We start from the raw sequence: 25,342 nt of genomic DNA on the forward strand, positions 1-25,342 counted from the left end.
CCATGATGGATGGGCTGCAATATACCTTTAGCGATATCATCAAACAGTGGTTAGGCAGTAAAAGCACTTGGCACTATGTCAGCTTACCGGCGGCCATGTCAGATGAAATTCACACGCTGAGTCAATATCACCAGACCAAGCGCCGTGGCTGGGGTGCGGTGAAAGTGGCGGTAAGCATGGGTGACCAGCAGTGGCAAACCTCTATATTCCCGGCGTTTGAGGGTAAACGTTATGCGCTGTTTTTAAAGGCAGACGTCCGTAAGCGCCTGGCAGTCACGGTGGGCAGTGAAGTTAGCGTGTCATTAACAGTTCTGTTTTAGACATCAACCCGCCGCCTGGCTGGCTGGCGGTCAATAGTTTGTGTATGTCCTCTATGGGCATCGGCCTGCCCAGCAAAAATCCCTGAATGCAGTCGCAGCCGGTGTCACGTAAGAAGTCGAGTTGGGCCTGGGTTTCTATGCCTTCAACCACCACCGAAATCCCCAGAATACCTGCTGTTTTCACAATGGTGCTGACAATCTCACTGTCAGCGGTGCTGTCTGGCACATCAACCATAAATGCACGGTCTATCTTCAGTTCATCAATCGGCAAGTGCTTGAGTTTAAACAGCGATGAGTTGCCGACGCCAAAATCATCCAGTGATACGCGTACGCCTAGCTCTTTAAGTTGCTTGAGAATTTCCAGCGCCTGTTCCTCGTGTTCAAAAACGGCACTCTCGGTGATTTCAAGGGTAATGAGCGCAGGTGGGATTGCGTATTGTTGCAACAGTTGGCTAATACGCAAAGGCAGGCTGTGGTCGCGGAATTGGCGTGGTGAAATATTGATGGATAAGCCTACTGTTTGACCGCTTTGCTGCATCAATACGGATAAATGACGAAAAGCCTCGCTGATGACCCATTCACCAATATGCAAAATCAGCCCGGATTGCTCGGCATAAGGGATAAATTCGGCCGGGGAAATAATATCGCCTTTGTTATTGCGCCAGCGGATCAGGGCTTCAATATTAGCGATGCGCGGTTGCGCCTGTTGGTTCAGGTTGAAGATAGGCTGAAACTGTAAAAAGAACTCCTGTTTTTTAATCGCTTTGCGTAGTTGCACATCCAGCCGGAAACGGTTTTGCGCCAGTTTGGTTTGTTCTTTGCAATAAAATAAAAACAGGTGCTGGGTTGAGCGTTTAGCGTGGGCAAGGGCGGTATTGGCATTACGCGCAAGCTGGTCTGCATTACTGGCATCGCGCGGGTAGAGGCTGATACCGATGCAGGCATCTAGGATTAATTCATGGCCTTCTGCCAAGACGGGTTTGTGCACGATTTTGCATAAGTTGTGTGCCAGGTGCACGAGCTCCGCATCGGTTTTGTGGCGTGTGACAATCAGGGCAAATTTGTCGCCATGCACACGGCCGAGTTCACCGCAGTCATTGGTGATGTATTGCAGGCGCTGGGCAACTTCGAGCAGAAACAGGTCGCCGGTACGATGGCCAAAGCTGTCATTAATACTTTGAAAGTGCTTTAAATCAACCATCAGCAGGGCCACCATGCCGCTGTCGTTAGCGGCGTTAATGATGGCATGTTCGAGCAGGTTGAGCATGGCCAGCCGGTTGGGCAGGCGCGTGAGCGGGTCACTGCGCGATAGTTGCAGGTACTCCATCTCTTTTTCGGCCAGGCGTTTTTCGGCGCGCAGCAGTTTCTCACTTTCGCGCAATAAAATGCTTTGCCTGACGGCGGAGAAAATCAGTATCGATGTCACCGAGCCGATCGCAATATGGTAAGCATACGGGTGCGGGCCGCTTTGCCACCAGATCAGCAGCAGGGTGCTGATACTGAATACCACGGCAATCACCGGAATCCAGCTGCGCAAGCGGCGGCATTGGCGATGGAATGCGGTTTTTTTGGCGATGCGCACTTGCCAGCCGTAAAGCCCGCTGCCGATCAGCAGGTCGGCGACGGAGAAGCCATAGTTAATCCAGAGGCTGGTTTGCGGGCTGTGATTGAGTGCATTCAGGTTCCATTGCATCCAGCAGATGCCTAGCAGGGCGAGCCCGGCACTGAGTAGCAGCCAGGGCATCATCCAGGCCGGTCTTAAATAAGGAATGAGTAGCAGCGAAACCAGAGCGGCGCTGAGCATGCTGGCCGGGTAGGCGGTGAGCACTGCCAGTTGTAGCAGGCTGACATCTGCCGACTGTGGTAAATAAGAAATCAGCACATAGCCGAGGATGGCAATGCTGAATGAAGCGGCGTCGATGGTAAATGCCCAGGTTTTTGAGCGCGAGAGCTGGCTGCGCAGGGCAGTGATAAAGCCAATGATGAGGCAGGGGCCCAATAATGGGTAAAAAATATCTGATTGTGCCGGGAAGGCGGTTTGATGCGTCAGGACTTGAAATATCCATAATACGCCGCCGGTAAAGTAGGCGATGGCACCAATGACAAACCAGCCTTTACAGGCGCGATGTGCGGGGTTGGCGCGGAAATAACCCAGGAGGGCAAGCATGAGGCAGGCACTGATGGTCGACATCCAGTGGACGTTGTCCAGCCATAGCGCTGTTTTAGGCGTCGCGTTGAAGGAGGCCGCTAGGCAAAGCAATAAAACAGATACAGCAACAACAATAACTTTACGCGAAAGTGTCATGCAGCCCCCTTGTTTTTTGTCAATTCTAACAAGGGGTTAGAAAAAAACTAGTCCCTATCGACAATTAGTTTCACGATATGCATTAATCCAACACACAGTGCGCCAGCAAGTACGCCAACGGCGGCGTTCATCAGCCATGACCATTGTGAAAACTGCTCAACCAGCGCGTGTAGTGGGTGTATGCCATGCACGATGATGCCGCCGCCCACCAGGAACATGGCCGCCGTGCCCAGCACGCTGAGTAAGCGCATTAAATGCGGCACGATTTGCACCATGCCCCAGCCGAGTTTACGCGTCGCTTGCGACGGCAGGTGTGTCCCTGGGCGTTGCATCAGCCATAAACCAATATCATCCATTTTGACGATGAGGGCCACCAGGCCATACACACCGATGGTCATGACCACCGCAATCAGAGACAACACCAGGATGCGTTGCGTCAGCGCAGCATCGGCCACCACGCCTAAGGCAATGACGATAATTTCGGCCGACAGGATAAAGTCAGTGCGCACTGCGCCTTTGATTTTTTCTTGCTCCAGCGCCACCAGGTCAGCCTGCGGTTGCTGCATGGCCACATGTAAGGCTTGTGCATGTGCGTCTTCTTTGGCGTTGTGATGCAGTTTGTGCCAGACTTTTTCAAAGCCTTCAAAACACAAAAAAGCACCGCCAAGCATGAGTAAGGGCGTAATCAGCCAGGGTAAAAAGGCGCTGATCAGTAAAGCCGCAGGCACCAGGATCAGCTTGTTAATAAATGAGCCGCGGGCCACGGCCCATACCACAGGTAACTCACGGTTTGCCGCAATACCGGTGACTTGCTGTGCATTGAGGGCCAGGTCATCGCCCAGCACACCGGCCGTTTTTTTTGCCGCTAACTGGCTCATCACCGACACGTCGTCGAGCATAGTGGTGATGTCATCGAGTAATGCCAGCAGGCTGGATCCGGCCATGGTTTGTCCTGTATCAATGGGAATAGTTGTTTATTCTAAAGGATTCCCGTTAGAATAGCGGCATGGTAACGCGCAGATTTCAACAGTGGATGGCACGCATGGCCTTGATGGCAATCATGCTGGCAGCGCTCGTCCCCAGTTTGAGTTTGGCTTTTCCCATGCAGAGTGGCAAAACCTTTGTACAGGAAGTGTGTTCTTCCCAGGGCGGCAAGTTGGTGATTCAGGTGCTCACTACGCAAGGCAAGTTACGCGCCACGCTGATCGACTACCAGCCGTCTCAAAAGCCGGTGTCACTTAGCCATCACCTCAATCATTGTCCATTCTGCCATATGGCAATGGATGATGTGGTCGTTCCATCACCCAGCCCGGCCTATATCCTGTTTCAGCAAGCCCAGGCCGATATCGCACTGAGCGAGTATCGCGCCCCGGTTGTTTCCAATTTTTACCCCACTGCGCACACCAGTCGCGCGCCCCCTCTGACTCCACGCGCAATCTAGTTCCGTCAATTATTTGACGGGTTTAGCGTCTGCCTGTGTCCCAGGCATGAATGGAGTCATCTCATGATTATTATCAACCTACAGGCAATGATATTTGCCAAGCAGGTGGAGTGGAAACGCCACATCACCCTCAAAGAAATTGCCGAGTCCACTGGCATCAGCCGCATGACTTTGCACCGCATGGTCAAAAACCCTACCTACAACGCATGCACCGAGCATTTGGGCAAGCTATGCACTTATTTCGCTTGCGACATCAGCGCCTTGATCCGCTGGCAGCCAGAAAGTGCTGTCAGGCAAGTGTTTGCAGCTTGATCTTTAGGAAGATTGCACTGCTTGCCTGATTGCAGGCAGTGCACATTGCGTAGAAAAATAAGGGAATACAATATGAACAAAACAAAAATCTGCCTGGCTATTTTGGCCGCTGTGCCTTATCTGGCACAGGCCGAGCATGAGGGCACGGTCCATCTTGATGAAGTCAAAGTGGTGGCAAAGAAAAACAAAGCGTCACTGACACAGCCGGATATAGAAACGGCAAAAGAAAACCTGTCAAAAACCGCAGGCGGCACCACCGTGGTCAATATGGAAACCGTGCGTGAAGGGCGTACCAGCAATATGCAGGATACGCTGGGCATGGCGACGGGTGTATTGGCACAGTCACGCTTTGGTGCCGAAGAAACCCGCCTGTCCATTCGTGGTTCCGGTTTGCAACGTACCTTTCATGGCCGTGGCTTGAAACTGATGCAAGATGGTATTGCCGTTAACCTGGCCGATGGTGGCTTTGATTTTCCAGCGATTGACCCGATGGCAACGGATTATATTGAAGTCTATCGTGGCGCCAATGCCTTGCAGTATGGTTCGACCAACCTGGGCGGTAGCATCAACTTTATTTCCCGCACCGGTTACACGGCGCCTGCGCTGGAAGTGCGCTCAGAGGGTGGCAGTTACGGCTATTATCGACTCGGTGTTAGCACGGGCGGCGTCAAAGATAACGTGGACTACTTTGTCAGTGCCAGTAAATACCATTCAGACAGTTTCCGCGATAACGCACAGCAAGGTGCAGACCGCCTGACCGGGAATGTGGGCATCCGGCTCAATGAGCAGGTGGAAACCCGCTTCTTCTTTGGCTACGTCAATAATGACTCACAACTTTCAAGTAGCCTGACCAAAGCGCAGTTAAAAGATGATCCGAAACAGGCGACCGTGACTGCTGGTCAAGGCATTAACCAACGTAATATCAATGTCACCCGTGTGGCAAACAAGACCACTATTTTGTTTGACCAGAGCAAGCTGGAACTGGGGGCTTATTATGCGCGCAAGGGCTTGTTCCACCCGATTGGCAACTTTGGTGACACCACCGGCGTGATTGATCAAGAGTCATACGATATTGGTTTGACTGCGCGCTGGGCTTACCAGGGCGAGTTGTTCGGCCTCAAAAACGAGTTTGTGGCCGGGCTGTCGCCTACACGTGGACGCACTGATGCAAAAAACTATTTAAACGTCAATGCCAGACGCGGTGCCTTGCTCAATGATTTCGACCAGAAAGCCACTAACTTCGAAACCTATCTCGAAGATCGCCTAAGCCTGGATGAGCAATGGACGGTGATTGCTGGGTTGCAGTATGCAAAATCCAAGCGCGACTCTCAAGACCAGATGATCACTGCCAGCGGTGACCAGAGCGTGGATAAAACGTATAGCCAGACTAGCCCGAAACTGGGCGTGCTGTATCAGTTGCAGCCACAGGTGCAAGTGTTTGCCAATGCCTCGCGCAGTTTTGAACCGCCGAGTTTTGGCGAGCTGAACAGCCTGGTAGTGAGCAGCCTCAAGGCACAAAAAGGCACCACCTTTGAAATTGGCTCACGTGGTAATAGTGAGTTTGTTGACTGGGATGTGGCGTTTTATCAGGCACGCTTGCAGGATGAGTTGCTACAGGTCGGCGCAGCCGGTTCGCCATTTGCCAGCCAAACCATTAATGCGGGAAAAACCATCCATCGTGGTCTCGAATTCGGCCTGACAGCCCGTTTGCCTTACAGCTTGCAATGGCGTTCCAGCTTGCTGATTAACGATTTCAAACTGGATAATGACCCGACTTTCGGCAGCAATCGCCTGCCAGGTATTCAGCGCTCTTTGCTGCGTGCCGAGTTGGTTTACCGTGGCAGTGATGTACTCGAAAACTTCTACATTGGCCCGACCATAGAGTGGTCGCCACAGCGCTATAACGTCGACTTTGCAGAAACCCTGTATGCCGACAGTTATTTCCTGTGGGGGATGAAGGCCGGTCAGAAAATCAACCAGCACTGGTCATGGTTTATTGAAGGACGTAATCTGGCTAACCAGAAATATGCGGCGACAACCGGGGTCGTTGCCGATGCAACGCGTGCCTTTACCAGCCAAGCCCAGTTTTTCCCAGGCGATGGCCGCACGGCTTACCTGGGGGTGACCTGGACTTATTAACGAGTGTGCCCGGCAATGGTTTGCCGGGCTGTCCGGCATGATTAAAGCATCATATGTAGCGGCAATATGGAAGCAGAGATGAGTAATCAACAGAGAAAAATCCAGCGTGGCTGGTTGTTTTGGCATCAATGGATAGGGGTGATCGCCTGTATCGGTATGGTGTTGTGGGGCCTCTCTGGGGCTTCGCATCCGATGATGAGCCGCTTGCAACCGGCGCCCCGGCAATTTATGCCGCCGTTGCAAGCCGTGGATCTCCGTCAGGCAGTGCCGTTGCCCGCGATTTTGCAGCAACAGGCGATCACGCAATTTCAGCACATTAGCCTGGTTTCGTTAGCGGGGCAGGGCTATTACCGTATTGCCTTGCCAAATGCGGATCCTAGATACTTTTCTGTGACCAGTGGTGCAGAGCGTGTCGGCGCCGAGCAGGCCGCGGCAAAGAGCCTGGCTAATTACTACAGCGGGCTGCAGGCGCAATCCATTCGTGCGGTGCAGGCTGTGAGCGAGTTTGAGCCAGATTACCATCCGGTCAATCGTTTACTGCCAGTATGGAAAGTCGCCTACGCGGACGCTGCAGGTTTGCGCGCCTATGTGGATACCGAGCAATCCAGGCTGGCGACGCTGGTGGACGACCGGCGTGCATTCTTGACCAAAGTGTTTCAGTTCGGCCATAACTGGTCATTTTTGCAGGCCTGCTCTACGCTGCAACTGGCCGCGGCGACCCTGGTGCTGGTTTTAATTCTGGCGTCGGCGGTGACTGGTATCATTCTTTACATCAAGCAACGCAAAACGGCGCCTTATCGCTTAAAACGCTGGGCCCTGCAATGGTGGCACCGTGAGTTCGGCTTATGGGTGTCTCTGGTGATTCTCTTGCTCGCCAGTACAGGTTTATTTCATTTGTGGATGTCTGATATTCAACAGCGCCGGCCAATATTGCACACGGTGTTTGCCAGCGACAGCGCCGCGCTCAGTGAAACTGCCTGGTCACAGCTGGCAACCGGCCCGGTATTGAAACTGGATATTTATGGCCGTGGGTCAACACTGTTCTGGCAAATCATTCCCGTGTCTTCTGGCACGCAAGGCTTGCCTTCTGCGCAGGTGGCGGCCATGCATCAGCATCACCAACAACAAGGTCAACACCAGCATGACCAACATCATGCAGCCATGTCACATGCCCCGGCTGCGCCTGCGTTATGGTTTACCGGGCCGCATGAGGTGACGGCACTGACGCCCGAGGCATATGCATCGGCATGGCTGACCATCATGGCCGAAAACACATTACCAGCGATTGCATCAGTGCAGTGGATCACCACCTTTGCCAATGAATATGGGTTTGTTTTTAAACGCCTGCCCGTGTTAAAAGTACAAACCACACAGGCACATCACGCGCGATTCTACCTGGAGCCTGCCACAGGGGCGCTGGCGGCCAATATAGATGACACGGATGGCATGGAAGGTTTTATTTTTGCCTATCTGCACAAATGGAGTTTTCAGTCTGTGAATAAAGATGTGCGCGACTTGCTAGCGATCTTTGCTGCATTGGCCGTAAGCCTGACCGGCTTGCTAGGCGCTTACCTGTTTGCCAGAAAACGCAGCTAACAGGTCGCTATGCGACTGGAAGCGGATGCCCAGCGGGCATCTCTTCCAGGGCGCAGCACTTTAAGACGTGGCGTAAATCTTGTCCAGGAAGTAGCTGGTACGCTGTTTTAAACGCAGCCTGTTTTGCAGGATAGTAGGTAGCTGCTCTGGTTTCAGGCACTGGATAATATTGATATCCAGCGCTTCCCGAAGGTCGATAATATCGCCTTCTTCTTCGCGGTCATCACTCAGCATTTGAATAAACGGGCGCAAAGGTTGTTGCGGGTTGGTCGACAGCACCGTAGCCAGTTTCTGGTCTGACAGGCGAACCACGCTGCCAGGCGGGTAAATGCCCAGGCATTTGATAAAGCGCCGCAGGATGGTTTGGTCAAACTGGTGTCGTTGTTGGGCAAACATCACACTCAAGGCTTCGTAAGGTGTTTTGGTGAATGCCGGGTTGGACGGATTGCACAGGTTGTCGTACATATTCGCAATGATGAGAATATGCGATAACGGATCAATCTGGTCGCAATGCAGGCCTTTCGGGTAGCCTGTGCCATCCGCAAACTCATGATGCTGTGAAATCAGTGTCAGTATCTTTTTAGGGACGGCGACATCGCGCAGCATATTCATGCCCAGCAACACGTGCGTTTGGTAAATAGCGGTTTCACGCACGCTGAGCGGGTCTTTTTTCAGCAGGATTTTGTCACTGATCTGGCGTTTGCCAATGTCGTGCAGTATGGCCGACATGCCTAAAATCACGACATCTTCATCAGTGATATCCAGGTTTTTAGCCAGCAACATCGCCACCACCAGCGTGTTCAATTCATGCTGGAAGTGCTGGTCACTGACGCGGTGACCATTCATGGCATGAATCGCAATGTCGCTCTCGGTCAGGGTGCTGGTGACCAGGTCTTCTACCAGCCTGGAAGCTATGCCATAGGCCTGCTCGGGATGTTCCGTCGACAGCTTCTGAATGTTTCTCACTTCAGTGCTGGTTTTCATGAACTTCTGTTCGCTTTCCGCAATTGCCTGCCTCAGCGCCAGTTGTTTCTTCTGGGCGGCGCTCAACTCCGGTGCGGCATCAATGATTTCCACTTTGGGTGAGGCGGCTTTTTTCAGCGGAAACTCAACCACATTCTGCTGAGGCGCGATCCTCAGTGGCATGCTGGAGCTGCGTCTGGGGTCATAACGTAGCTGCTTTAATCCCAAGGACTTGATGGTCTCAATCTGCGATTCATCCGTGATCTTGAAGTTGCTCACCGAAAATGGATGATCCATCCAGCCCAGGTCGAGGTGGATGTAGAGACCGATCTGAAGCTGGTCTATGTCGATATAGTAGGTATCTGAGGCGTGATTAGGCATGGCGTTTTATTTTTCTTTGATTATTTAACACTAGTAACTGTAAAAAGTCGTCCGAGTTCACCGGATAAGCATACAGATAGCCCTGTGCTGTCTGGCAGCCCAGTCGCTGTAAAAACTTTTCCTGTTCTTCGGTTTCGACCCCTTCGGCAACAACGGTGAATCCTAACTGTGTCGCCATCGCGTAGATCGCGCTGGTAATGGCGGCATCGTCTTTATCATCTGGCAGGTCTTTGACAAAACTGCGGTCAATCTTGATCTGGTCCAGCGGTAAGCGTTTCAGGTGCGAGAGCGAGGAGTAGCCGGTGCCAAAGTCGTCAATGGCAATGCTGACCCCCAGCAGTTTTAACTGGTTAAAGGTGTCGACCACATGCTGGGTATGCTGCATCAGCGTGCTTTCGGTGATTTCCAGCTCAATAATAGAAGGGTCGCACTCGCTTTCCATCAGGATGCCATACACGGTGTCGGCAAACTTGCTCTTCATGATTTGCACGCCAGAGACATTAATGGCAATTTTCTTGAATTCAGGATGCTTCTTGTGCCAGGCGTGTGCCTGGCGCACGGCTTGTGCCAATGCCCATTCACCTATGCTTAAAATCAAGCCGGTTTCTTCTGCCAGCGGGATAAATTTCGCTGGTGAAATAATGCCCTGCACCGGGTGTATCCAGCGTATCAAGGCCTCGGCGCCAATAATCATGCCGGTATTTAAATCGATCTGTGCCTGGTAGAACATCTTGAGCTGGTTTTTGGTTAGCGCCTGGCGTAACTCGGTTTCCAGCTGGAAGTGCTCTACGGCATCGCGGCTGAGGGCCACGTCATAAAACGAGACGTGGTTTTTACCGTTATTTTTCACCTGGTACATCGCCAGGTCAGCCGCTTTAATCAGGCTTTCCACATCGTTGCCATCGTGCGGATACATGGAGATACCGATGCTGGCGCCGACAAAAATTTCATGGTGGTCGATCATGAACTCGCGTCTGAGCGCATCCAGGATGTCATGTGCTTTTTGCGCGGCATCGGCTTTGCCATGCAGGTTTTCCAGCAGGATAATAAATTCGTCACCCCCCAGGCGGCCTACAATATCAGACTCACGCAATGTGGCACGCAGGCGCTCAGTGACGCCCAGCAATAACTGGTCGCCGGTATAGTGGCCCAGACTGTCATTAATGTTCTTAAAACGGTCCAGGTCAATAAACAGTACGGCTGCCTGTTGTTCATTGCGGTTGGCGCGCTGAATCGCATGCGTAAACAAATGGTTAATCAGCCTGCGGTTAGGCAGCCCGGTCAGCGGGTCATGGTTGACCAGTGAATTCAGCTGCGTTTGTGAACGCTTCATTTCACTGATGTCAGCAAACACGCCCACATAGTTGGTGATGGCATTGGCATGGTTGCGCACGGCGGTAATGGTCATCCACTCGGTATAAGTGTCGCCGTTCTTGCGCATATTCTCAATTTCGCCTGACCATTTGCCATGGCGTTTGAGCGCACCAAACAGGCCACGCGGACGCTGCCTGAAAATCTGCGGCTTGGTGCCCAGCACTTCCGCTTCTTCAAAACCGGTGATCAGGGTATAGCCCTGGTTGATACCGACTAGCTCGCCCGCCGGGTTCACAATCATGATGCCTTCGGTGGTGCTGTCAAAGGCGATTTTGGCCAGCTTGAGATGTTTGCCGGTTTGTTCACGGTCAATCGCCACACTTAATGTACGGCCAATCGCCATTAACGAGCCCAGCTCTTGTGAGCTGGTATTTTCGGCATCGAAACAACGTTCAATCACCATCGAGCCCCACCACTCATCATCAATCATGAGCGGCACAATCACCAGGTTGACGGTGTCATGCGATTTAAGCAAGGCGCGTTCTGACGCTGGCAGTGTGAGCGCGTCACACATCACCGGCTGGCCTTTGGACAGCAGGCTATACCAGCGTTGCAGTTCAGGCGACAGGAAAGAAATCTTTTCCCAATGCTCGTAAGTGGCGTGAAAGCCGTTCATTGCCCAGTGGAACAAGGCTTTAGAGCGAATGTCGGTTTTCTTGCGGCTGGAAATGGTTTCGTGTTGCAGCAATACGGCACGGCTAAAGCGGAAAGACAGGCAGCATTGCTGCAATACATTTTCCGCCACACTCTGCCAGCGTTCGGCCGAGTGCAACATCCAGTCGCAGGAAATCAACGTGTCCAATACCGCGCTGCGGTTAAGCAACTGCGTTTGAATGAATTTCTGTTCGCTAACATCACGCGCGACGGTAATCAGATGGCTGGGTTGATCTTTCTGGTCGTGGTAGGCGACTTTATTCACTTCCAGCGTTTTGTAACCGCCCTGTGGCAAATGCACCAGCTCTTCGTTGTGATACGCCTGGCGCGATTTCCAGACCTGCTGGTCAGATTTTTCGTGATGCTCGAAGCTATTGCGGAACACCGGATGCAAGGTATCCGCAATTTGCAAATTGTTTAAGAACTGATAGTCAAAACTATCGATCTGAAAGGTGTTCAGCATGTGCTGGTTGGCCATCATCCAGCGATTTTCGTTATCTTTAATGCAAATCAGGTCCGGGCTCATCTCGATCAGTGAGTGCACAATTGATTGCATGTGCAGCAATTGATCGAGCAGCGTGCGTTCTTCTTCCTCCAGCATCAGGCCAATGGCGCGGCGGCCCGATTGTGGATAGAAGACGCGGCATTTGAAATCGCGTTTTGCGCCATGAATCTGCGTGCTGATACTTAATTCAGTTTTGCCTTCGCGTATGGCCTCAACCAGCAGTTGGCGAATCTCTTTGGGCAACTCGTCGGCGAGTTCGCCCAGCAGGTTTTTTGCTGAGCCGCTGATGGCGAGACACTGGGCACGGCGATTGATGGCCAGCATAGGCGTATCCGGCATGGTGACGGCCAAGGGCTGCAACCATGCTGTGCTATGATGATCAAAAACGGTTGGTAATGACATAGTTAAATCTGTTTCGGTCCGGTGTGCGTTGTAGTGCGGATAAGTGGTTATCGGCGCGAATGCAAGCAAACTTTAGCGACATTAACGCTTGATAATTAAGGTAAATTTAAGGGTGCTTCTGATTAAGCGATGGGTTGGCAATTGATGGTCAAACAGTGGGCAAATCTGGTGTGGGGGCTGGCTTTTTTTCTATCGATACAGGTGGTTCAAGCACATGAGTCCCATCACGAACCATCCGCAAGTCAATTGGCCGTCAGCGTGGCGGTAGACCATGCCGGGCGTGTGTTGCTGGCACAGGTCAGGCAGGGGCAGGTCTGGGTGTCGGCCAGTGACGATACCGGCAAGCATTTTAGCACCGAAGTCGCTGTGAATCCTGCGCCGATGCAGATTGCGGCAGACGCGGAAGCGCGGCCAAATATTGCAGCAGATGCCAATGGCGCCGTCTATGTCAGCTGGACCGAGGCGCTGAAAAAAAACCATGCGGGCAATATCTGGTTTGCACGATCACTGGATGGCGGCAAAAGGTTTGAAACACCTTATATCGTGCATCAGCACCGTGAACAAATCACCCATCGTTATGATGCTTTGCAAGTGGCGGCAGATGGCACGATTACCGTTGCCTGGCTGGATAAGCGGGATATGCTGGCAGCCAAAGTTGCAGGGAAAGCCTATGACGGCGCGGCGATTTACTATGCGGTTTCACGCGATCAAGGCAAAAGTTTCAGCCCTGAGCAGAAGTTGGCCGATAACAGTTGTGAATGTTGTCGCATTGCCATGACCAGCAAGCCGGATGGTACTGTGGCCGTATTGTGGCGGCACGTGTTTGAAGGGAACGAGCGCGATCATGCCATGGCCGAAATTAGCCCTGTAGGTAAGCCTGTGCTGGTGCGTGCCAGTTATGGCCATTGGAAAATAGAAGGTTGCCCGCATCATGGCGCCACCCTGGCTGTGGGTGAAGGGTTTGGCTATCACCTGGCTTATTTTGATGGTGCGGGTGACAAACCTGGTTTGCGCATTGCGCGTATGGATGGGCAGGCCTGGGTGACTTCGCCGCCGCGCCGCTTTGGTGACACGAAAAGGAATGCAGGTCATCCGGCATTATTGAGCGTCGGCGATCAGGTTTGGCTAGCCTGGCAAGAACATGATCATAATGGCGCCGATATTGTGGCGATGGCGTCATCAGATGGCGGTAGAACCTGGGGTGCACAGGTCGTGATTGTGCACAGCAGCAAGCTCGATTATCCGCAATGGCTTTATCTGCAAGGGCAAGCAACGCTGGCAGTGAGCAGCGCCGATAAGGGCTTGCAACTGGTGCCGTTTACGCATTAAACCACTGACTAAAGTCGCGCCAATTTGATCTGCATCTATTGAAAACGCAAAAACCCGCCGCATTATAGGGTTATCCAGCCGCGCGCTGCGGCATGACTTTAAATAATGAAAGGGTTTGCATGCGTTTTGATAAACTCACCACCAAATTTCAACAGGCACTGGCCGATGCCCAGAGCATGGCTGTGGGTGCCGACCACCCTACTATTGAAGCGCCACATTTGCTGCTGGCGATGCTCAACCAGGACGATAGCGGTGTTGCGGCCTTGTTGTCACGCGCGGGCGCGCAAGTCAGTGCGTTGAAAACTGGCTTGCAACAAGCAATTGATGCCTTGCCAAAAATCAGTGAAAACAGCGGCGATGTCGCAGTTTCGCGCGACCTTAACAACCTGTTAAATGTCACCGACAAACTGGCTCAAAAGAGTGGCGATAGTTATATTGCCAGCGAGATGTTTTTGCTGGCACTGGCCGAGGACAAAGGCAACACTGGTAAATTGCTCAAGCAGCACGGCGTGAATAAGGCTGCGCTGGAGCAGGCGATTAAGGCAGTGCGCGGAAATGACTCCGTCAACAGCCAGGAAGCGGAGGGCCAACGTGAAGCATTGAAAAAATACACTCTGGACCTGACCGAGCGTGCGCGTGCCGGCAAGCTCGATCCGGTGATTGGCCGTGACGATGAAATTCGCCGCGCCATCCAGGTATTGCAACGCCGTACCAAAAACAACCCGGTATTGATCGGAGAGCCTGGTGTCGGTAAAACGGCCATCGTCGAAGGCCTGGCGCAACGGATTGTGAATGGCGAAGTGCCAGATTCGCTCAAAAACAAAAAAGTACTGAGCCTGGATATGGCCGCCTTGCTGGCCGGAGCCAAATACCGTGGCGAATTTGAAGAGCGTTTAAAGTCTGTGCTCAAAGAGTTGGCACAAGACGAAGGCCAGACCATTGTCTTTATTGATGAAATTCACACCATGGTCGGCGCGGGCAAGTCTGAGGGTGCGATGGATGCGGGCAATATGCTGAAACCGGCGCTGGCGCGTGGTGAGCTGCACTGTGTGGGCGCGACCACGCTGGATGAGTACCGCAAATACATCGAAAAAGATGCGGCGCTGGAGCGTCGCTTTCAGAAGGTATTGGTCGATGAGCCGAGTGTTGAGGCGACGATTGCCATTTTGCGCGGTTTGCAGGAAAAATACGAGCTGCACCATGGCGTAGAGATCACTGACCCGGCCATTGTGGCGGCGGCTGAGTTATCCAACCGCTATATTACTGACCGTTTTTTGCCAGACAAAGCCATTGACCTGATTGACGAGGCAGCTTCGCGCATCAAGATGGAAATCGACTCCAAGCCTGAGGTGATGGATAAGCTCGACCGCCGCTTGATTCAGCTCAAAATCGAGCGTGAAGCGGTGCGTCGCGAAAAGGATGAAGCCAGCCAGAAACGCTTTGGCCTGATTGAGGACGAAATCAGTAAGCTGGAAAAAGAGTACGCTGACCTGGAAGAGGTGTGGAAAGCAGAAAAGGCCGCCGTGCAAGGCTCTGCCGGGGTTAAAGAGGCGATTGAAAAGATCAAGCTGGACATGGAAGCCGCCAAGCGCAAAGGCGATTGGCAAAAAGTCTCTGAGTTGCAGTATGGCAAATTGCCGCAACTGGAAGCGCAGTTAAAGCATGCGTCGACCGCTGAAGCCAATGGTGCAGTGAAACACAAGATGCTGCGCACCGAAGTCGGTGCGGACGAGATTGCCGAAGTGGTCAGCCGCGCGACGGGCATTCCTGTGAGCAAAATGATGACTGGTGAGCGTGAAAAGTTGCTTAATATGGAGAGCCGCTTGCATGAGCGCGTGGTTGGCCAGGATGAAGCGGTACGCCTGGTGTCGGACGCGATTCGTCGTTCGCGTAGTGGCTTGAGTGATCCTAACCGCCCATATGGCAGCTTCTTGTTCTTGGGGCCAACCGGCGTGGGTAAAACCGAGTTGTGCAAAGCGCTGGCTAACTTTCTGTTTGATAGCCCGGATCACTTGGTGCGTATTGATATGAGCGAGTTTATGGAGAAGCATTCAGTCTCCCGCCTGATTGGCGCGCCGCCTGGCTACGTCGGTTACGAAGAAGGCGGGACGCTGACCGAAGCCGTCCGTCGCAAGCCTTACTCTGTAGTGTTGCTCGACGAGGTGGAAAAAGCGCACCCGGATGTGTTTAACGTCTTGTTGCAAGTGCTGGATGATGGTCGCCTAACCGATGGCCAGGGGCGCACGGTGGACTTTAAAAACACGGTAATTATCATGACCTCCAACCTGGGCAGCCAGATGATACAAAGCATGGCCGACCAGGATTACCAAGTGGTGAAACTGGCCGTGATGGGCGAAGTGAAAACGCATTTCCGTCCTGAGTTCATCAATCGTATCGATGAGGTCGTGGTGTTCCATTCCCTAGGCGAAACACATGTGAAATCGATTGCCAGTATCCAGTTGCAATTGCTGGCCAAACGGGTGGCCGCGATGGATATGCAACTGGAGATCGGTGATGCCGCCTTGGCTGAAATTGCCAATGCCGGCTTTGACCCGGTATACGGCGCGCGGCCGTTAAAACGTGCTATTCAGAGCGAAATCGAAAATCCGCTGGCACGTGAAATTCTGGCTGGGCAGTTTGCCGCCAAAGACACGATTCGCGTCGACTTCCAGGCCGGGAAGATGCAGTTTCGCAAAGGCTAAGCAGCGAATGGGGTGGCTGAACCTTGATTGCAATAAAAGGGTCATACCGGGTGTGACCCTTTACTTTTATCGGGTGTAGAATGGAAGCACTATGCGTTATTCACAATCTTTGCGTTTAATCTCTGCGACTTTTTTGCTGGGCGTGCTGGCTGGCTGCGCTTCGCAGCCGCCACAGCCTTTGCAAATTGACCGCATTTCGCCTGAGCAGCTCGCTGCGCTGGTGCCACCTGCCCAATCCACGTTGACCCTGGAGCAGATTGTGGCTATGAGCAAGCAAGGCAAAACCGATGCCGAGATTATTGAGGCGATCAAACAATCGCAGTCACGCTATTCACTGACGCCGTCTGATGTGCTGGACTGGCATCAAAAAGGCATCTCCAAAGGCGTGCTCAATTACATGCAGCAGGCCAATGCACTGGCTGAACAGAATGCCATTGCTGACGAAATTAACAAGCGCGAAAAAGCGCGCGTGGAGTCTGAGGCAAAACTGAAGCGCGAGCGTGATATGGCGAGGTTGCGTAGCATGGACCCCTGGTTTTATGGCGGCCCAGGCTTCTACGGTGGCCCTTGGGGTTACCGACCTTATTGGGGCGGTGGCTGGCGCTACTGGTAATACTGGCCCGTGACCTGAACCCGGTATAATGCAATTTTAGTTCTTTGTTCCGGGAATCCGCTATGCGACAGCATCACGAAACACTTTCTATCGATGCGCAAGGGCGGCGTTTGTACGATATCACGCCGCAAGTCTTGCAATGGGTACAGCAGTCCGGCATCGGGAGCGGATTGCTCACGCTCTATATTCAACACACTTCTGCCAGCCTATTGATCAATGAAAATTATGACCGTGATGTACTGGTTGATTTGGAAGCGTTTTTTAATCGACTAGTGCCTGATGGTGATGATTTGTTTATACATACCGTGGAAGGCCCGGATGATATGCCTGCGCATGTGCGTACGGCGCTTACGCAAACCAGCCTGTCCATCCCGGTGTTGCAGGGTCGGGTTGCCCTTGGCCAGTGGCAAGGTATTTTCCTGTTTGAGCACCGTCATTTGCCCGCCCGCCGTCGCGTGTTGATGCATGTGATGGGTGAGTAATTCGTTTTTATTGTGTTAGAAATGTTGTGATGAAATATTGTTCTATCGTTGTCTTATCTTTTTTGTGTGCTGTTTGCCTGGTGGGTTGTGAGCATGAGGCTTCAACAACCGAGCAGCCTGTGAAGCCATCAGCAAATACCAATGCCGCCGAAACCCACTCGGCTGGCGGCTATGAGCCTAGCGCAGATGAGCGCGTCCCTGGTATCACCATGTCGCAAGAAGAACTGGATAAAATTTATGCCGAAGCCAGACGTAACATGCCATTGCCGGTGATCCCCGAGGATGCGCGCTAGGCAGCCATATCAGGGCGTGTGCATATAGGTTTCATAGTGCTCGACGCATTGCGTGAGTTGCCTGGCGAAGGACTCCACATCCCCGGTCAATATTGCAGTTGTGCTGTCAGTGTGTTTAGCCGTACTGGCATCCATGATCTTTTGCTGCCCGGCATAGAGCATCAATGAATGGATGCCTGCGCCGGTATCTGCAGATAGCGCTGGGCGGATGGCCTGCCGTGGCATGGCCACCAGGTGGTAGTCTTGAATCCATTGTGTCAGTTGCAGCATGATATCTGCTGCTGGCTCCTGCTCTACGTCGGCTAGTGTCTCGTCATAGCTGGTGATAATCAAATGGATCCTTTCGGCATCAACCGTCAGCGCGAAGCTGCGATGGTAGGGCGGTGGCACGGATGCGCCCTGATAGCGGTAAATCAGGCGTGTAATTTGCGGCGTCATTGACGGCTTCCTTTCGCTACCCGGCAGCAATGGCAGTGTTAGCAGTAACAGGGTGGTGACTATTCGCAAAGTGGAGGTCTGGCGATGATGACCTTTACCAGCCACGCTGGTTGCACGAGGCTGGCAAAGGCATGCTTCATTATTTATACCACGACACCTGAGCCGGCAAAATATTGCTGGAAGGTACTCGCCTTCATGGCAAACACACCGTTGCTATTGAGGGGGATACTGGCCGAGAACGATATCTGGTAGGCAGACCAGTTACCTGACAGCGTATCCAGCACGGCATGATGCGTGCCCCACGGATTGCGCAAGACGATGTATTTTTCACCGTCAACATATTGCCAGCCCAAAATCGAATACGCATGATTGCCGACCACTTTGGCTGTGCTGTAATTGGTCCCGGCGGGGGAGGAGCCATAGGTCCAGGCTACCATCGGGTTAACCGTACGTCTGCTGAGCGAATGGCTACGGACAAATGTCCACAAATCATCGCCGGTTTTGCCACTATGACTGACATAAGTCTTTTCACCGCTGATGATTTCGGCACAGGCATTCACCGGATCGCCGCCGGCGATGGCCGGATAGTTGGGAAAGTCTGTACTATTACTGGTCCGCCATTTTGCGTAGGCTTTTTCCATCACAGCTGGCCAGGTTTCGCCTGCATCCAGTGAGCGCGCGTAGACCCAGTTGTGCGCAGGCTTGCTGACTGGCACCAACTCTGTCACTTCCACGGCTTGTGCCTCCCCGGCCCCGTTTTTATAAAAATTGACCTTGTGTATCGGCTGTTCCTCATTGCCCCAGGCTGAAGGGCGGGTCATATTGACGATGGCATATGGTCTGGCCCAGGCGACCGACGCCATGGCGGCTATGAAATAGCAGTCGCCCAATACGCCTTGTATTGGGTCGTTGAGCTCGGCCACATCTTCAAAGTAGTCGCCCATATCTACCCAGTCTTTGTCTGGAGGTGTCCATGGCGTACTGGCAATGGCCGTGCGTAACACGGCGGTATTAATCATGATCTCAGAAAGCACCACCGATTTTCTGATGGTGCCCAGGCGCAAACGTTGTGCACCGATAGATCTGGTGGCAACAGGACTTTGGGTTTGATAGAAACGGTTAATCCTGTCTGCAGTTTGTGCTTCAGATAGCACCTTCAGACTACCGTCGGCGGAAAGTTCAGCATCTGGCCTGAGGATGGGGTTACGCAGGTCAAAGATTTTTTCTGCGCTGACGCCTAAAATCTCCGCCAGCATGACTTCAGGTTCGGCGACTTGCTCCCAGTTGATTTTCTTTTGCGCAATCACTTCTGCGGCGGCATACGGATTAATGACTCCAATATTCACTTCCATGGCTATTCTCCTAAACGACTGTTTGTATAAACGAACGAGGTTAAGTTGATTGCTAGGGTCATGAGCGCTGGTGCGCCCATTGCCTTCCGGATGTTTTCCGGACATTTGATGGTATATGAATACGTTAATANNATAATTAAATTTAAATTAATTTATCATTTTTGGGTTGAGTATTTAGCTGGAGACAAAAATAAACCACCTCTTATCTCAGGTGGTCATTTACGTGGGTGCTGGTTTGCGAGTGAAGAGTGCGCGGTGCTAGCGCACAGTGCTCCATTGCAGGGGATCAAAAGGAATACTGTTGCGGCGCAGTTCGTAGTAGACGCCGTTTTCGGCATTGCCGCCGCTGTTGCCGACGGCGGCAATAGTGTCGCCGGATTTGACGCTTTGTCCAGAAGACTTATACAAAGCCTCATTATTGCCATACAAACTCATATAGCCGTTGCCGTGATCGACCACGATCAGGTTGCCAAAGCCGCGCATCCAGTCGGCAAAGACTACTTGGCCGCCCGCCACGGATTTGACCTCGCTGCCTTCTTTGGCGCGGATGAAAATGCCTTTCCAGCTGACGCCCGTGTCTGCGCGTGCAGTGCCGAAACGGTTAATAACATCGCCACGTACCGGCAAGCGCAAGCGACCGCGCAATTGCGAGAAGTTTTCTTTATTGGCGTTGTATTCGGGTAAGGTTTCATTTTTAGCAACGACTGTGTTGTTTGGTGTATTGCTTTCGCTGTCATCGACATTGGTCTGGGGAGCGTGTTCAAAGGTGCGTCCGCCAGATTTTTTCTTGCTGCGTGCCAGTTCAGCGGCTTTTTTCGCGGCCGCTTCTTTTTCGCGTTTGGCTTTGGCCAGTGCTTCCTGCTCGCGCTTTTTCGCTTCGGCCAGCAGGCGCTGGAACAATTGTGACAAGGCTTCTTCGTCTTTTTTCAGACGCACCATTTGCTGTTCTTGCGTTTCAATTTGCTTGGAAAGCTCGTTCAGTGCCTCAGTCCGGCGTGATTTTTCACCTTCCAGTTTTTGCGTCGTTTCACTGTATTGATTCGCCAGGCGCTCGGTTTCATGCAGTTGCTCTGTGGTGGCCGAGCGTACGCGGTCTATCGCTTCCTGGTTATCTTGCAATGACTGAATTTGCTGCTGGTGAGCCGCCGTCAGGTAGCCCAGGTATTTGAGGTTGCGCGTGGTGTTAGCCGGGTCTTGTTGCTGTAATAACATTTGCAGCGGACTGTTATTGCCATGGCGGTATTGCTGATTAAGCTGTTCGCTCAGCGTGTGGCGCTGCTGATTGACCTGGCGCTGCAGTAATGACAATTGCTTTTGCAAGTCTTGCAGTTTGCCACGATTGTCCTGTTGCGCATCCTGAATTTCGCGCAGCTTTTTACGTGAGCTGCTGATGGCGGTTTCTGAGGCTTTTAACGCCTCATGTGCATCCTGCTTGGCCACGCGTGAGGCTTTGAGTGCATTGGCTAATTGCTGGATTTTCTCTTTGACTTGCTCCAGATCGCCCTTGGTGGTTTCGGTTTTGTCATTGGCCGCTGCGTGCACAGGCATAGGTAAGCTGCTTGCACACAAGACAAGGCACGCAGCCAAGGCTGCACACAGTCGTTTGGGCTGTGGGTAAGCAATCATGCTGAAATCAGGCATGCACCAGGCGAGCCAGTTTAGGCTGCTGCATTGAGGGTGATCAGGTTTTTACCGGTCATTTCGGCCGGTTGCGGTACCCCCATTAATGACAACAAGGTCGGTGCAATATCAGACAGCGCCCCTTCTGGGGTAATGTGCCCGGCACGGCCAATGTAAATAAACGGCACCAGGTTGGTAGTGTGTTGGGTGTGTGCCTGGTCGCTGGCGTGGTCAAACATGCTTTCGGCATTGCCATGATCAGCGGTAATAATGACTTCTGCGCCCATTTTTTGTGCCGCAGCGACTACGCGCCCAACACAGGTGTCCAGGGTTTCTACCGCTTTAATCGCTGCCTGCAGGTTGCCGGTATGGCCTACCATATCGCCGTTGGCATAATTACAAATGACTGCCTGGTATTGCTGGGATTCAATCGCCGTCACCAGTTTGTCGGTGAGCTCGTAAGCGCTCATTTCCGGTTGCAGGTCATAAGTCGCGACTTTAGGCGATGGCACCAGAATGCGGTCTTCGCCTGCAAATACGGTTTCTTCACCGCCGTTAAAGAAAAACGTCACGTGCGGATATTTTTCAGTCTCGGCGATACGCAGTTGTTTTAGCCCAAGATTAGACACGTATTCGCCAAAGGTGTTAGACACCGTAAATGGCGCAAACACTGGTTCGGCCAAGGTTTGGTTTTTGTCATATTGCGTCAGCGTAAAATAGTGGCTGAAGCGCGGCACGCGGCTACGTTCGAAACCGCTAAATTGTGGGTTGAGCAGGGCATCTGTCAGCTGGCGGGCACGGTCACTCCTGAAGTTCATAAACACCAGGCAGTCACCATCTTCCATCCGGGTCGGTGCCGCATCCACTGCGCGGATAGCCGTGCATTTTACAAATTCATCGCTTTCTTCACGTGCGTAGGCTTGCTGCAAAGCCGTCAGGCTGTCAGGTGCGACATAGTCAGAAGTGCCATTGACCAGCAGCTCATAAGCCACTGATACACGCTCCCAGCGCTTGTCCCTGTCCATGCCATAAAAACGGCCGCTAACGGTGGCGACTTTGCCCACACCCAGTGCGCTCAGGTGGTCTTCCAGTGCTTGCAGATAGGGCTGCGCACTCTTTGGCGGCGCGTCGCGGCCATCAAGGAAGGCATGCACATAGACCTTGCTCAGGCCTTGTTGCTTGGCCATGTCGAGCATGGCATGAATATGTGGCTGATAGCTATGTACACCACCGTCAGACAGCAACCCTAGAATGTGCAAGGCTTTGTCATTCGCTTTGAGTGCCTGCATGGCATTCACCAGGGCAGGCAATTTGAAAAACTCACCGCTGCTGATGCTGTTATTAATGCGTTCAAAGTCTTGAAAGACGATACGTCCCGCCCCAATATTCAAATGACCGACCTCAGAGTTGCCCATCTGGCCATCTGGCAAGCCGACGTAATGCTCGGAGGCATTGATCAGCCCGTGCGGGTAAGTGGCCTTTAATCTGTCCAGGTTCGGGGTGTTGGCTTGTAACACGGCATTGAATTCAGTGGTCTCGCTGTGACCAAAACCATCGAGGATGAGCAAAATGACAGGTTTGATTGACATGGCTAACAGTCTTTAAAGTGGTGACGGAACGTCGAATTGATGAATTCGTCTATTATAATCGCAACCGCAGGCGACGCATACCCGAAGGGGCCGGTGCTTTTATTCAGTCGTGCTGCTAATCATTAAGCTAAGAGGGCGAGTGTACAAGTGGAGTTTTTAAAACAAAATGTATTGTTGATCGGTTTGGCAATCGGTTCGGGCCTGGCCTTGCTATTGCCGATGTTGAGTCGCTCTGTGGCTGGCATCACTTCACTCTCGGTGACTGAAGCCGTGATACTGATGAACCGTAAGTCTGCGCTGGTGCTGGACGTGCGAGAGCCTGACGAATTTGCCCAAGGCCATTTGCAAGGGGCGCGCAATGTGCCGTTATCGCAATTGTCTGAGCGCCTCAAAGAGCTGGAAAAGTTTCGCGATAAACCTGTGCTGGTTGTTTGCCAGCGTGGCAGGCGTGCGCATACCGCCGCTAAATTGCTCAAAGCGCAACAGTTTACGACTTTGAATGTACTCAAGGGTGGCATGCTGGCCTGGATAGAGGCCAAGATGCCGAGCAGCAAATAAGCGGCATTGCACGCAGGAATGTTTTTAAAAGGAATTGTATGGCTAAAGTCGTGATGTATACCTCCGCAGTATGCCCTTATTGCATCAATGCGGAGCGCTTGTTGAAGAACAAGGGCGTGACCGAGATTGAAAAAATCCGCGTCGATTTACAGCCGGAATTACGGGCTGAAATGATGGAAAAAACCGGTCGCCGTACCGTGCCGCAGATTTTTATTGGCGAGCAGCATGTAGGTGGCTTTGATGACTTGCATGCGCTTGATGTACAAGGCGGCCTGGACCCATTGCTGGCTGCTTGAAACACATTGTTTTTTGTCACAAAAAACACATAGTCATGCCGGGGATGTCCGGTTAGAATAGCGGCTTTGTGTATTGATAATTATTAAGGATAATTCATGGCTCAGGATTCACAGAACCAAACAGAACAAAACGCAGCGCCGATTTTCAGCATTGAAAAGCTGTATGTACACGATGCTTCGATTGAAGTGCCAAATGCGCCTGCTATTTTCACTGAGCGTGCTACTCCGCAAATCAATGTAGAGTTGGGCAATAATGCACAGCAAGTCGAAGAAGGCATTTTCAATGTCTCTATCAAAGTGACCGTGACCGCCAAAATCGAAGACAAAACAGCTTTCCTGGTGGAAGTTAACCAGTCTGGTATTTTTGCGATTCGTAACGTGCCGCAAGAAAACATGGAGCCTATCCTGGCCGTGGCTTGCCCGAACATTCTGTTCCCATATGCCCGTGAAGCGATTTCTGACATGGTGACACGCGCCGGCTTTATGCCTGTGTTGTTGAACCCGATCAACTTCGAAGCGCTTTACCTGCAACAGCAGCAACAAGCAGCCCAGGCTGCTGGCGCACCTAACTAATTTTTTATCTTAAAAAGTAAGTTACCTGTGACTTACTTTTGTCTTTTATCTGGATAAAGCCAAATGAGTAAGGTCGCCGTTCTTGGTGCTGGTGCCTGGGGCACAGCGCTCGCCATGCATATCGCCTTACAGCACGACGTCGTGCTGTGGGCGCGTAATAGCGGGCATGTCTCCGGTATGCGCAAGGCGCGTGCTAATCCGCTCTATCTGGGCGACTTTGCTTTTCCTGAAAAGCTTACGGTTGAAGACGACCTGGCTGCAGCTGTGGCAGGATCTGACCTGATTTTATCTGTCGTGCCTACAGCTGGCTTCCGGCCAATCTTGCAACAGCTTAAGGCCTTGGGTATCACGCAGCCGCTGATCTGGGCCAATAAAGGGCTGGAGCCACAAACGGCAAAATTGCCATTTGAAGTGGCACAAGAGGAGCTGGGTGCGGATTATCCATGGGGCGTGTTAAGCGGTCCCAGTTTTGCCGCTGAGCTGGTTCGTGGCTTGCCCACAGCCATTACGCTGGCGGCGAATCACCGGGAGCTGGCACAACAGGCTGCGCAACTCATACACGGTGGTTGCTTGCGCGTGTATGACAGTGTGGATGTGGTGGGTGCTTCTGTCGGTGGGGCGGTCAAAAATGTGATGGCGATCGCCGCAGGGATCTCGGATGGCATGGGCTTTGGTAACAATGCACGTGCCGCCATGATTACGCGCGGCCTGGCTGAAATTACCCGTTTTGGTATGGCCTTGGGTGCCAAAGCGGAAACGTTTATGGGGTTAGCAGGCGCTGGCGACCTGATCCTGACCTGTACCGGTCAATATTCACGTAACCGTGAAGTTGGCTTGCAACTCGCTTCTGGCAAGTCACTTGAAAGCATACTGGCAGGTTTAGGGCACGTGGCTGAAGGCGTGAATACTGCGCGCGAAGTGATGCGTCGTGCTGAGACGATAGGCGTTGAAATGCCGATTACCTTTGAAGTCAATCAATTACTGACCAACCATAAATCTGCACAGGAAGCTGTGACGGCTTTATTGGGTAGAGGGCAACGCCAGGAGTCGGTTTAGTCCCTTTTCTTCGCACAAATAAAAAAACCAGACCCAAGAGGTCTGGTTT

The 25,342-nt window shown here is 52.4% G+C and carries 22 protein-coding genes; 14 read left to right on the forward strand and 8 right to left on the reverse strand.

What is annotated here, in order from left to right:
• The first annotated feature begins 2 nt into the window (after positions 1-2).
• Complete coding sequence (locus tag B3355_RS05445) at positions 3-320, forward strand: DUF1905 domain-containing protein (RefSeq protein WP_019881464.1); 318 nt, start codon at positions 3-5, stop codon at positions 318-320.
• On the opposite strand, the gene B3355_RS05450 is transcribed toward B3355_RS05445, so the two are convergent.
• Positions 292-2,625 (reverse strand): putative bifunctional diguanylate cyclase/phosphodiesterase, encoded by a 2,334-nt coding sequence (locus B3355_RS05450; RefSeq protein ID WP_292781128.1) that lies wholly within the window; start codon positions 2,623-2,625, stop codon positions 292-294. The genes B3355_RS05445 and B3355_RS05450 overlap by 29 nt on opposite strands.
• A gap of 47 nt (positions 2,626-2,672) precedes the next feature.
• The gene (locus tag B3355_RS05455; RefSeq protein WP_292781131.1) at positions 2,673-3,569 is read right to left on the reverse strand and encodes a DUF808 domain-containing protein; all 897 of its coding nucleotides are present in this window, start codon (positions 3,567-3,569) and stop codon (positions 2,673-2,675) included.
• A 62-nt stretch (positions 3,570-3,631) separates the two neighbouring features.
• On the opposite strand from B3355_RS05455, the gene B3355_RS05460 reads away from it, so the two are divergent.
• From B3355_RS05460 to B3355_RS05475, 4 genes are all read left to right on the forward strand, one after another.
• A complete protein-coding gene (locus B3355_RS05460) occupies positions 3,632-4,066 on the forward strand; it encodes a DUF2946 domain-containing protein (RefSeq protein WP_292781134.1) in 435 nt (144 codons plus the stop codon).
• A gap of 63 nt (positions 4,067-4,129) precedes the next feature.
• Entirely contained in the window at positions 4,130-4,378 is a 249-nt protein-coding gene (locus B3355_RS05465) for a helix-turn-helix domain-containing protein (RefSeq protein WP_019881469.1), read from the forward strand.
• Positions 4,379-4,450: 72 nt separating this feature from the next.
• Positions 4,451-6,517: a TonB-dependent receptor family protein gene (locus tag B3355_RS05470; protein WP_292781139.1), complete on the forward strand. Its 2,067-nt coding sequence runs from the start codon at positions 4,451-4,453 to the stop codon at positions 6,515-6,517.
• A gap of 78 nt (positions 6,518-6,595) precedes the next feature.
• Entirely contained in the window at positions 6,596-8,113 is a 1,518-nt protein-coding gene (locus B3355_RS05475; RefSeq protein ID WP_292781142.1) for a PepSY domain-containing protein, read from the forward strand.
• Positions 8,114-8,173: 60 nt separating this feature from the next.
• On the opposite strand, the gene B3355_RS05480 is transcribed toward B3355_RS05475, so the two are convergent.
• Both B3355_RS05480 and B3355_RS05485 read right to left on the reverse strand, forming a co-directional pair.
• Complete coding sequence (locus B3355_RS05480; protein WP_019881472.1) at positions 8,174-9,457, reverse strand: HD-GYP domain-containing protein; 1,284 nt, start codon at positions 9,455-9,457, stop codon at positions 8,174-8,176.
• Positions 9,450-12,392, reverse strand: coding sequence for an EAL domain-containing protein (locus B3355_RS05485; RefSeq protein ID WP_292781146.1), 2,943 nt, complete (start codon positions 12,390-12,392; stop codon positions 9,450-9,452). Before B3355_RS05485 ends, B3355_RS05480 begins: the two co-directional genes overlap by 8 nt.
• A 144-nt stretch (positions 12,393-12,536) precedes the next feature.
• Here B3355_RS05485 and B3355_RS05490 point away from each other — a divergent pair, with 144 nt between their 5' ends.
• The 5 genes from B3355_RS05490 (at position 12,537) to B3355_RS05510 (ending at position 17,811) form a co-directional block, all read left to right on the forward strand.
• Complete coding sequence (locus tag B3355_RS05490; protein ID WP_414683410.1) at positions 12,537-13,721, forward strand: sialidase family protein; 1,185 nt, start codon at positions 12,537-12,539, stop codon at positions 13,719-13,721.
• Positions 13,722-13,840: 119 nt separating this feature from the next.
• Complete coding sequence (clpB, locus tag B3355_RS05495) at positions 13,841-16,423, forward strand: ATP-dependent chaperone ClpB (RefSeq protein WP_292781152.1); 2,583 nt, start codon at positions 13,841-13,843, stop codon at positions 16,421-16,423.
• Positions 16,424-16,514: 91 nt separating this feature from the next.
• Positions 16,515-17,036: a hypothetical protein gene (locus B3355_RS05500; protein ID WP_019881476.1), complete on the forward strand. Its 522-nt coding sequence runs from the start codon at positions 16,515-16,517 to the stop codon at positions 17,034-17,036.
• 62 nt (positions 17,037-17,098) lie between these two features.
• Positions 17,099-17,518, forward strand: coding sequence for a secondary thiamine-phosphate synthase enzyme YjbQ (locus B3355_RS05505; RefSeq protein WP_019881477.1), 420 nt, complete (start codon positions 17,099-17,101; stop codon positions 17,516-17,518).
• 119 nt (positions 17,519-17,637) lie between these two features.
• The gene (locus B3355_RS05510; protein WP_292781158.1) at positions 17,638-17,811 is read left to right on the forward strand and encodes a hypothetical protein; all 174 of its coding nucleotides are present in this window, start codon (positions 17,638-17,640) and stop codon (positions 17,809-17,811) included.
• A gap of 9 nt (positions 17,812-17,820) precedes the next feature.
• On the opposite strand, the gene B3355_RS05515 is transcribed toward B3355_RS05510, so the two are convergent.
• The 4 genes from B3355_RS05515 to gpmI all read right to left on the reverse strand — a co-directional run bounded on the left by B3355_RS05515 (position 17,821) and on the right by gpmI (position 22,810).
• Positions 17,821-18,249: a hypothetical protein gene (locus B3355_RS05515; protein ID WP_292781162.1), complete on the reverse strand. Its 429-nt coding sequence runs from the start codon at positions 18,247-18,249 to the stop codon at positions 17,821-17,823.
• Positions 18,250-18,392: 143 nt separating this feature from the next.
• Positions 18,393-19,601 carry a C2 family cysteine protease gene (locus tag B3355_RS05520; RefSeq protein ID WP_292781165.1) on the reverse strand — a complete coding sequence of 403 codons (1,209 nt, stop codon included), beginning with the start codon at positions 19,599-19,601 and terminating at the stop codon, positions 18,393-18,395.
• 258 nt (positions 19,602-19,859) lie between these two features.
• On the reverse strand, positions 19,860-21,242 hold the full coding sequence (locus B3355_RS05525; RefSeq protein WP_414683409.1) for a murein hydrolase activator EnvC family protein: 1,383 nt from the start codon (positions 21,240-21,242) through the stop codon (positions 19,860-19,862).
• A 17-nt stretch (positions 21,243-21,259) separates the two neighbouring features.
• Positions 21,260-22,810 (reverse strand): 2,3-bisphosphoglycerate-independent phosphoglycerate mutase, encoded by a 1,551-nt coding sequence (gene gpmI, locus B3355_RS05530; protein ID WP_292781170.1) that lies wholly within the window; start codon positions 22,808-22,810, stop codon positions 21,260-21,262.
• 147 nt (positions 22,811-22,957) lie between these two features.
• Here gpmI and B3355_RS05535 point away from each other — a divergent pair, with 147 nt between their 5' ends.
• The 4 genes from B3355_RS05535 to B3355_RS05550 all read left to right on the forward strand — a co-directional run bounded on the left by B3355_RS05535 (position 22,958) and on the right by B3355_RS05550 (position 25,293).
• Complete coding sequence (locus B3355_RS05535) at positions 22,958-23,368, forward strand: rhodanese-like domain-containing protein (RefSeq protein ID WP_047514686.1); 411 nt, start codon at positions 22,958-22,960, stop codon at positions 23,366-23,368.
• Between the two features lie 38 nt (positions 23,369-23,406).
• Positions 23,407-23,664, forward strand: coding sequence for a glutaredoxin 3 (gene grxC, locus B3355_RS05540; RefSeq protein WP_019881487.1), 258 nt, complete (start codon positions 23,407-23,409; stop codon positions 23,662-23,664).
• Between the two features lie 96 nt (positions 23,665-23,760).
• Entirely contained in the window at positions 23,761-24,237 is a 477-nt protein-coding gene (gene secB, locus B3355_RS05545; protein WP_019881488.1) for a protein-export chaperone SecB, read from the forward strand.
• Positions 24,238-24,300: 63 nt separating this feature from the next.
• Positions 24,301-25,293, forward strand: coding sequence for an NAD(P)H-dependent glycerol-3-phosphate dehydrogenase (locus B3355_RS05550; RefSeq protein WP_047514681.1), 993 nt, complete (start codon positions 24,301-24,303; stop codon positions 25,291-25,293).
• Positions 25,294-25,342 lie beyond the last annotated feature (49 nt).

This window comes from Methylophilus sp. UBA6697 (genome assembly GCF_002454655.1).
In the GTDB taxonomy this organism is placed as follows: Bacteria; Pseudomonadota; Gammaproteobacteria; order Burkholderiales; family Methylophilaceae; genus Methylophilus.

Bases quoted from the DNA above. Each gene is read 5' to 3' on its own strand.
- B3355_RS05445 (WP_019881464.1), top strand. From the start codon at position 3: ATGATGGATGGGCTGCAATATACCTTTAGCGATATCATCAAACAGTGG.
- B3355_RS05450 (WP_292781128.1), bottom strand. From the start codon at position 2,625: ATGACACTTTCGCGTAAAGTTATTGTTGTTGCTGTATCTGTTTTATTG.
- B3355_RS05455 (WP_292781131.1), bottom strand. From the start codon at position 3,569: ATGGCCGGATCCAGCCTGCTGGCATTACTCGATGACATCACCACTATG.
- B3355_RS05460 (WP_292781134.1), top strand. From the start codon at position 3,632: ATGGTAACGCGCAGATTTCAACAGTGGATGGCACGCATGGCCTTGATG.
- B3355_RS05465 (WP_019881469.1), top strand. From the start codon at position 4,130: ATGATTATTATCAACCTACAGGCAATGATATTTGCCAAGCAGGTGGAG.
- B3355_RS05470 (WP_292781139.1), top strand. From the start codon at position 4,451: ATGAACAAAACAAAAATCTGCCTGGCTATTTTGGCCGCTGTGCCTTAT.
- B3355_RS05475 (WP_292781142.1), top strand. From the start codon at position 6,596: ATGAGTAATCAACAGAGAAAAATCCAGCGTGGCTGGTTGTTTTGGCAT.
- B3355_RS05480 (WP_019881472.1), bottom strand. From the start codon at position 9,457: ATGCCTAATCACGCCTCAGATACCTACTATATCGACATAGACCAGCTT.
- B3355_RS05485 (WP_292781146.1), bottom strand. From the start codon at position 12,392: ATGTCATTACCAACCGTTTTTGATCATCATAGCACAGCATGGTTGCAG.
- B3355_RS05490 (WP_414683410.1), top strand. From the start codon at position 12,537: ATGGTCAAACAGTGGGCAAATCTGGTGTGGGGGCTGGCTTTTTTTCTA.
- clpB (WP_292781152.1), top strand. From the start codon at position 13,841: ATGCGTTTTGATAAACTCACCACCAAATTTCAACAGGCACTGGCCGAT.
- B3355_RS05500 (WP_019881476.1), top strand. From the start codon at position 16,515: ATGCGTTATTCACAATCTTTGCGTTTAATCTCTGCGACTTTTTTGCTG.
- B3355_RS05505 (WP_019881477.1), top strand. From the start codon at position 17,099: ATGCGACAGCATCACGAAACACTTTCTATCGATGCGCAAGGGCGGCGT.
- B3355_RS05515 (WP_292781162.1), bottom strand. From the start codon at position 18,249: ATGACGCCGCAAATTACACGCCTGATTTACCGCTATCAGGGCGCATCC.
- B3355_RS05520 (WP_292781165.1), bottom strand. From the start codon at position 19,601: ATGGAAGTGAATATTGGAGTCATTAATCCGTATGCCGCCGCAGAAGTG.
- B3355_RS05525 (WP_414683409.1), bottom strand. From the start codon at position 21,242: ATGCCTGATTTCAGCATGATTGCTTACCCACAGCCCAAACGACTGTGT.
- gpmI (WP_292781170.1), bottom strand. From the start codon at position 22,810: ATGTCAATCAAACCTGTCATTTTGCTCATCCTCGATGGTTTTGGTCAC.
- grxC (WP_019881487.1), top strand. From the start codon at position 23,407: ATGGCTAAAGTCGTGATGTATACCTCCGCAGTATGCCCTTATTGCATC.
- secB (WP_019881488.1), top strand. From the start codon at position 23,761: ATGGCTCAGGATTCACAGAACCAAACAGAACAAAACGCAGCGCCGATT.
- B3355_RS05550 (WP_047514681.1), top strand. From the start codon at position 24,301: ATGAGTAAGGTCGCCGTTCTTGGTGCTGGTGCCTGGGGCACAGCGCTC.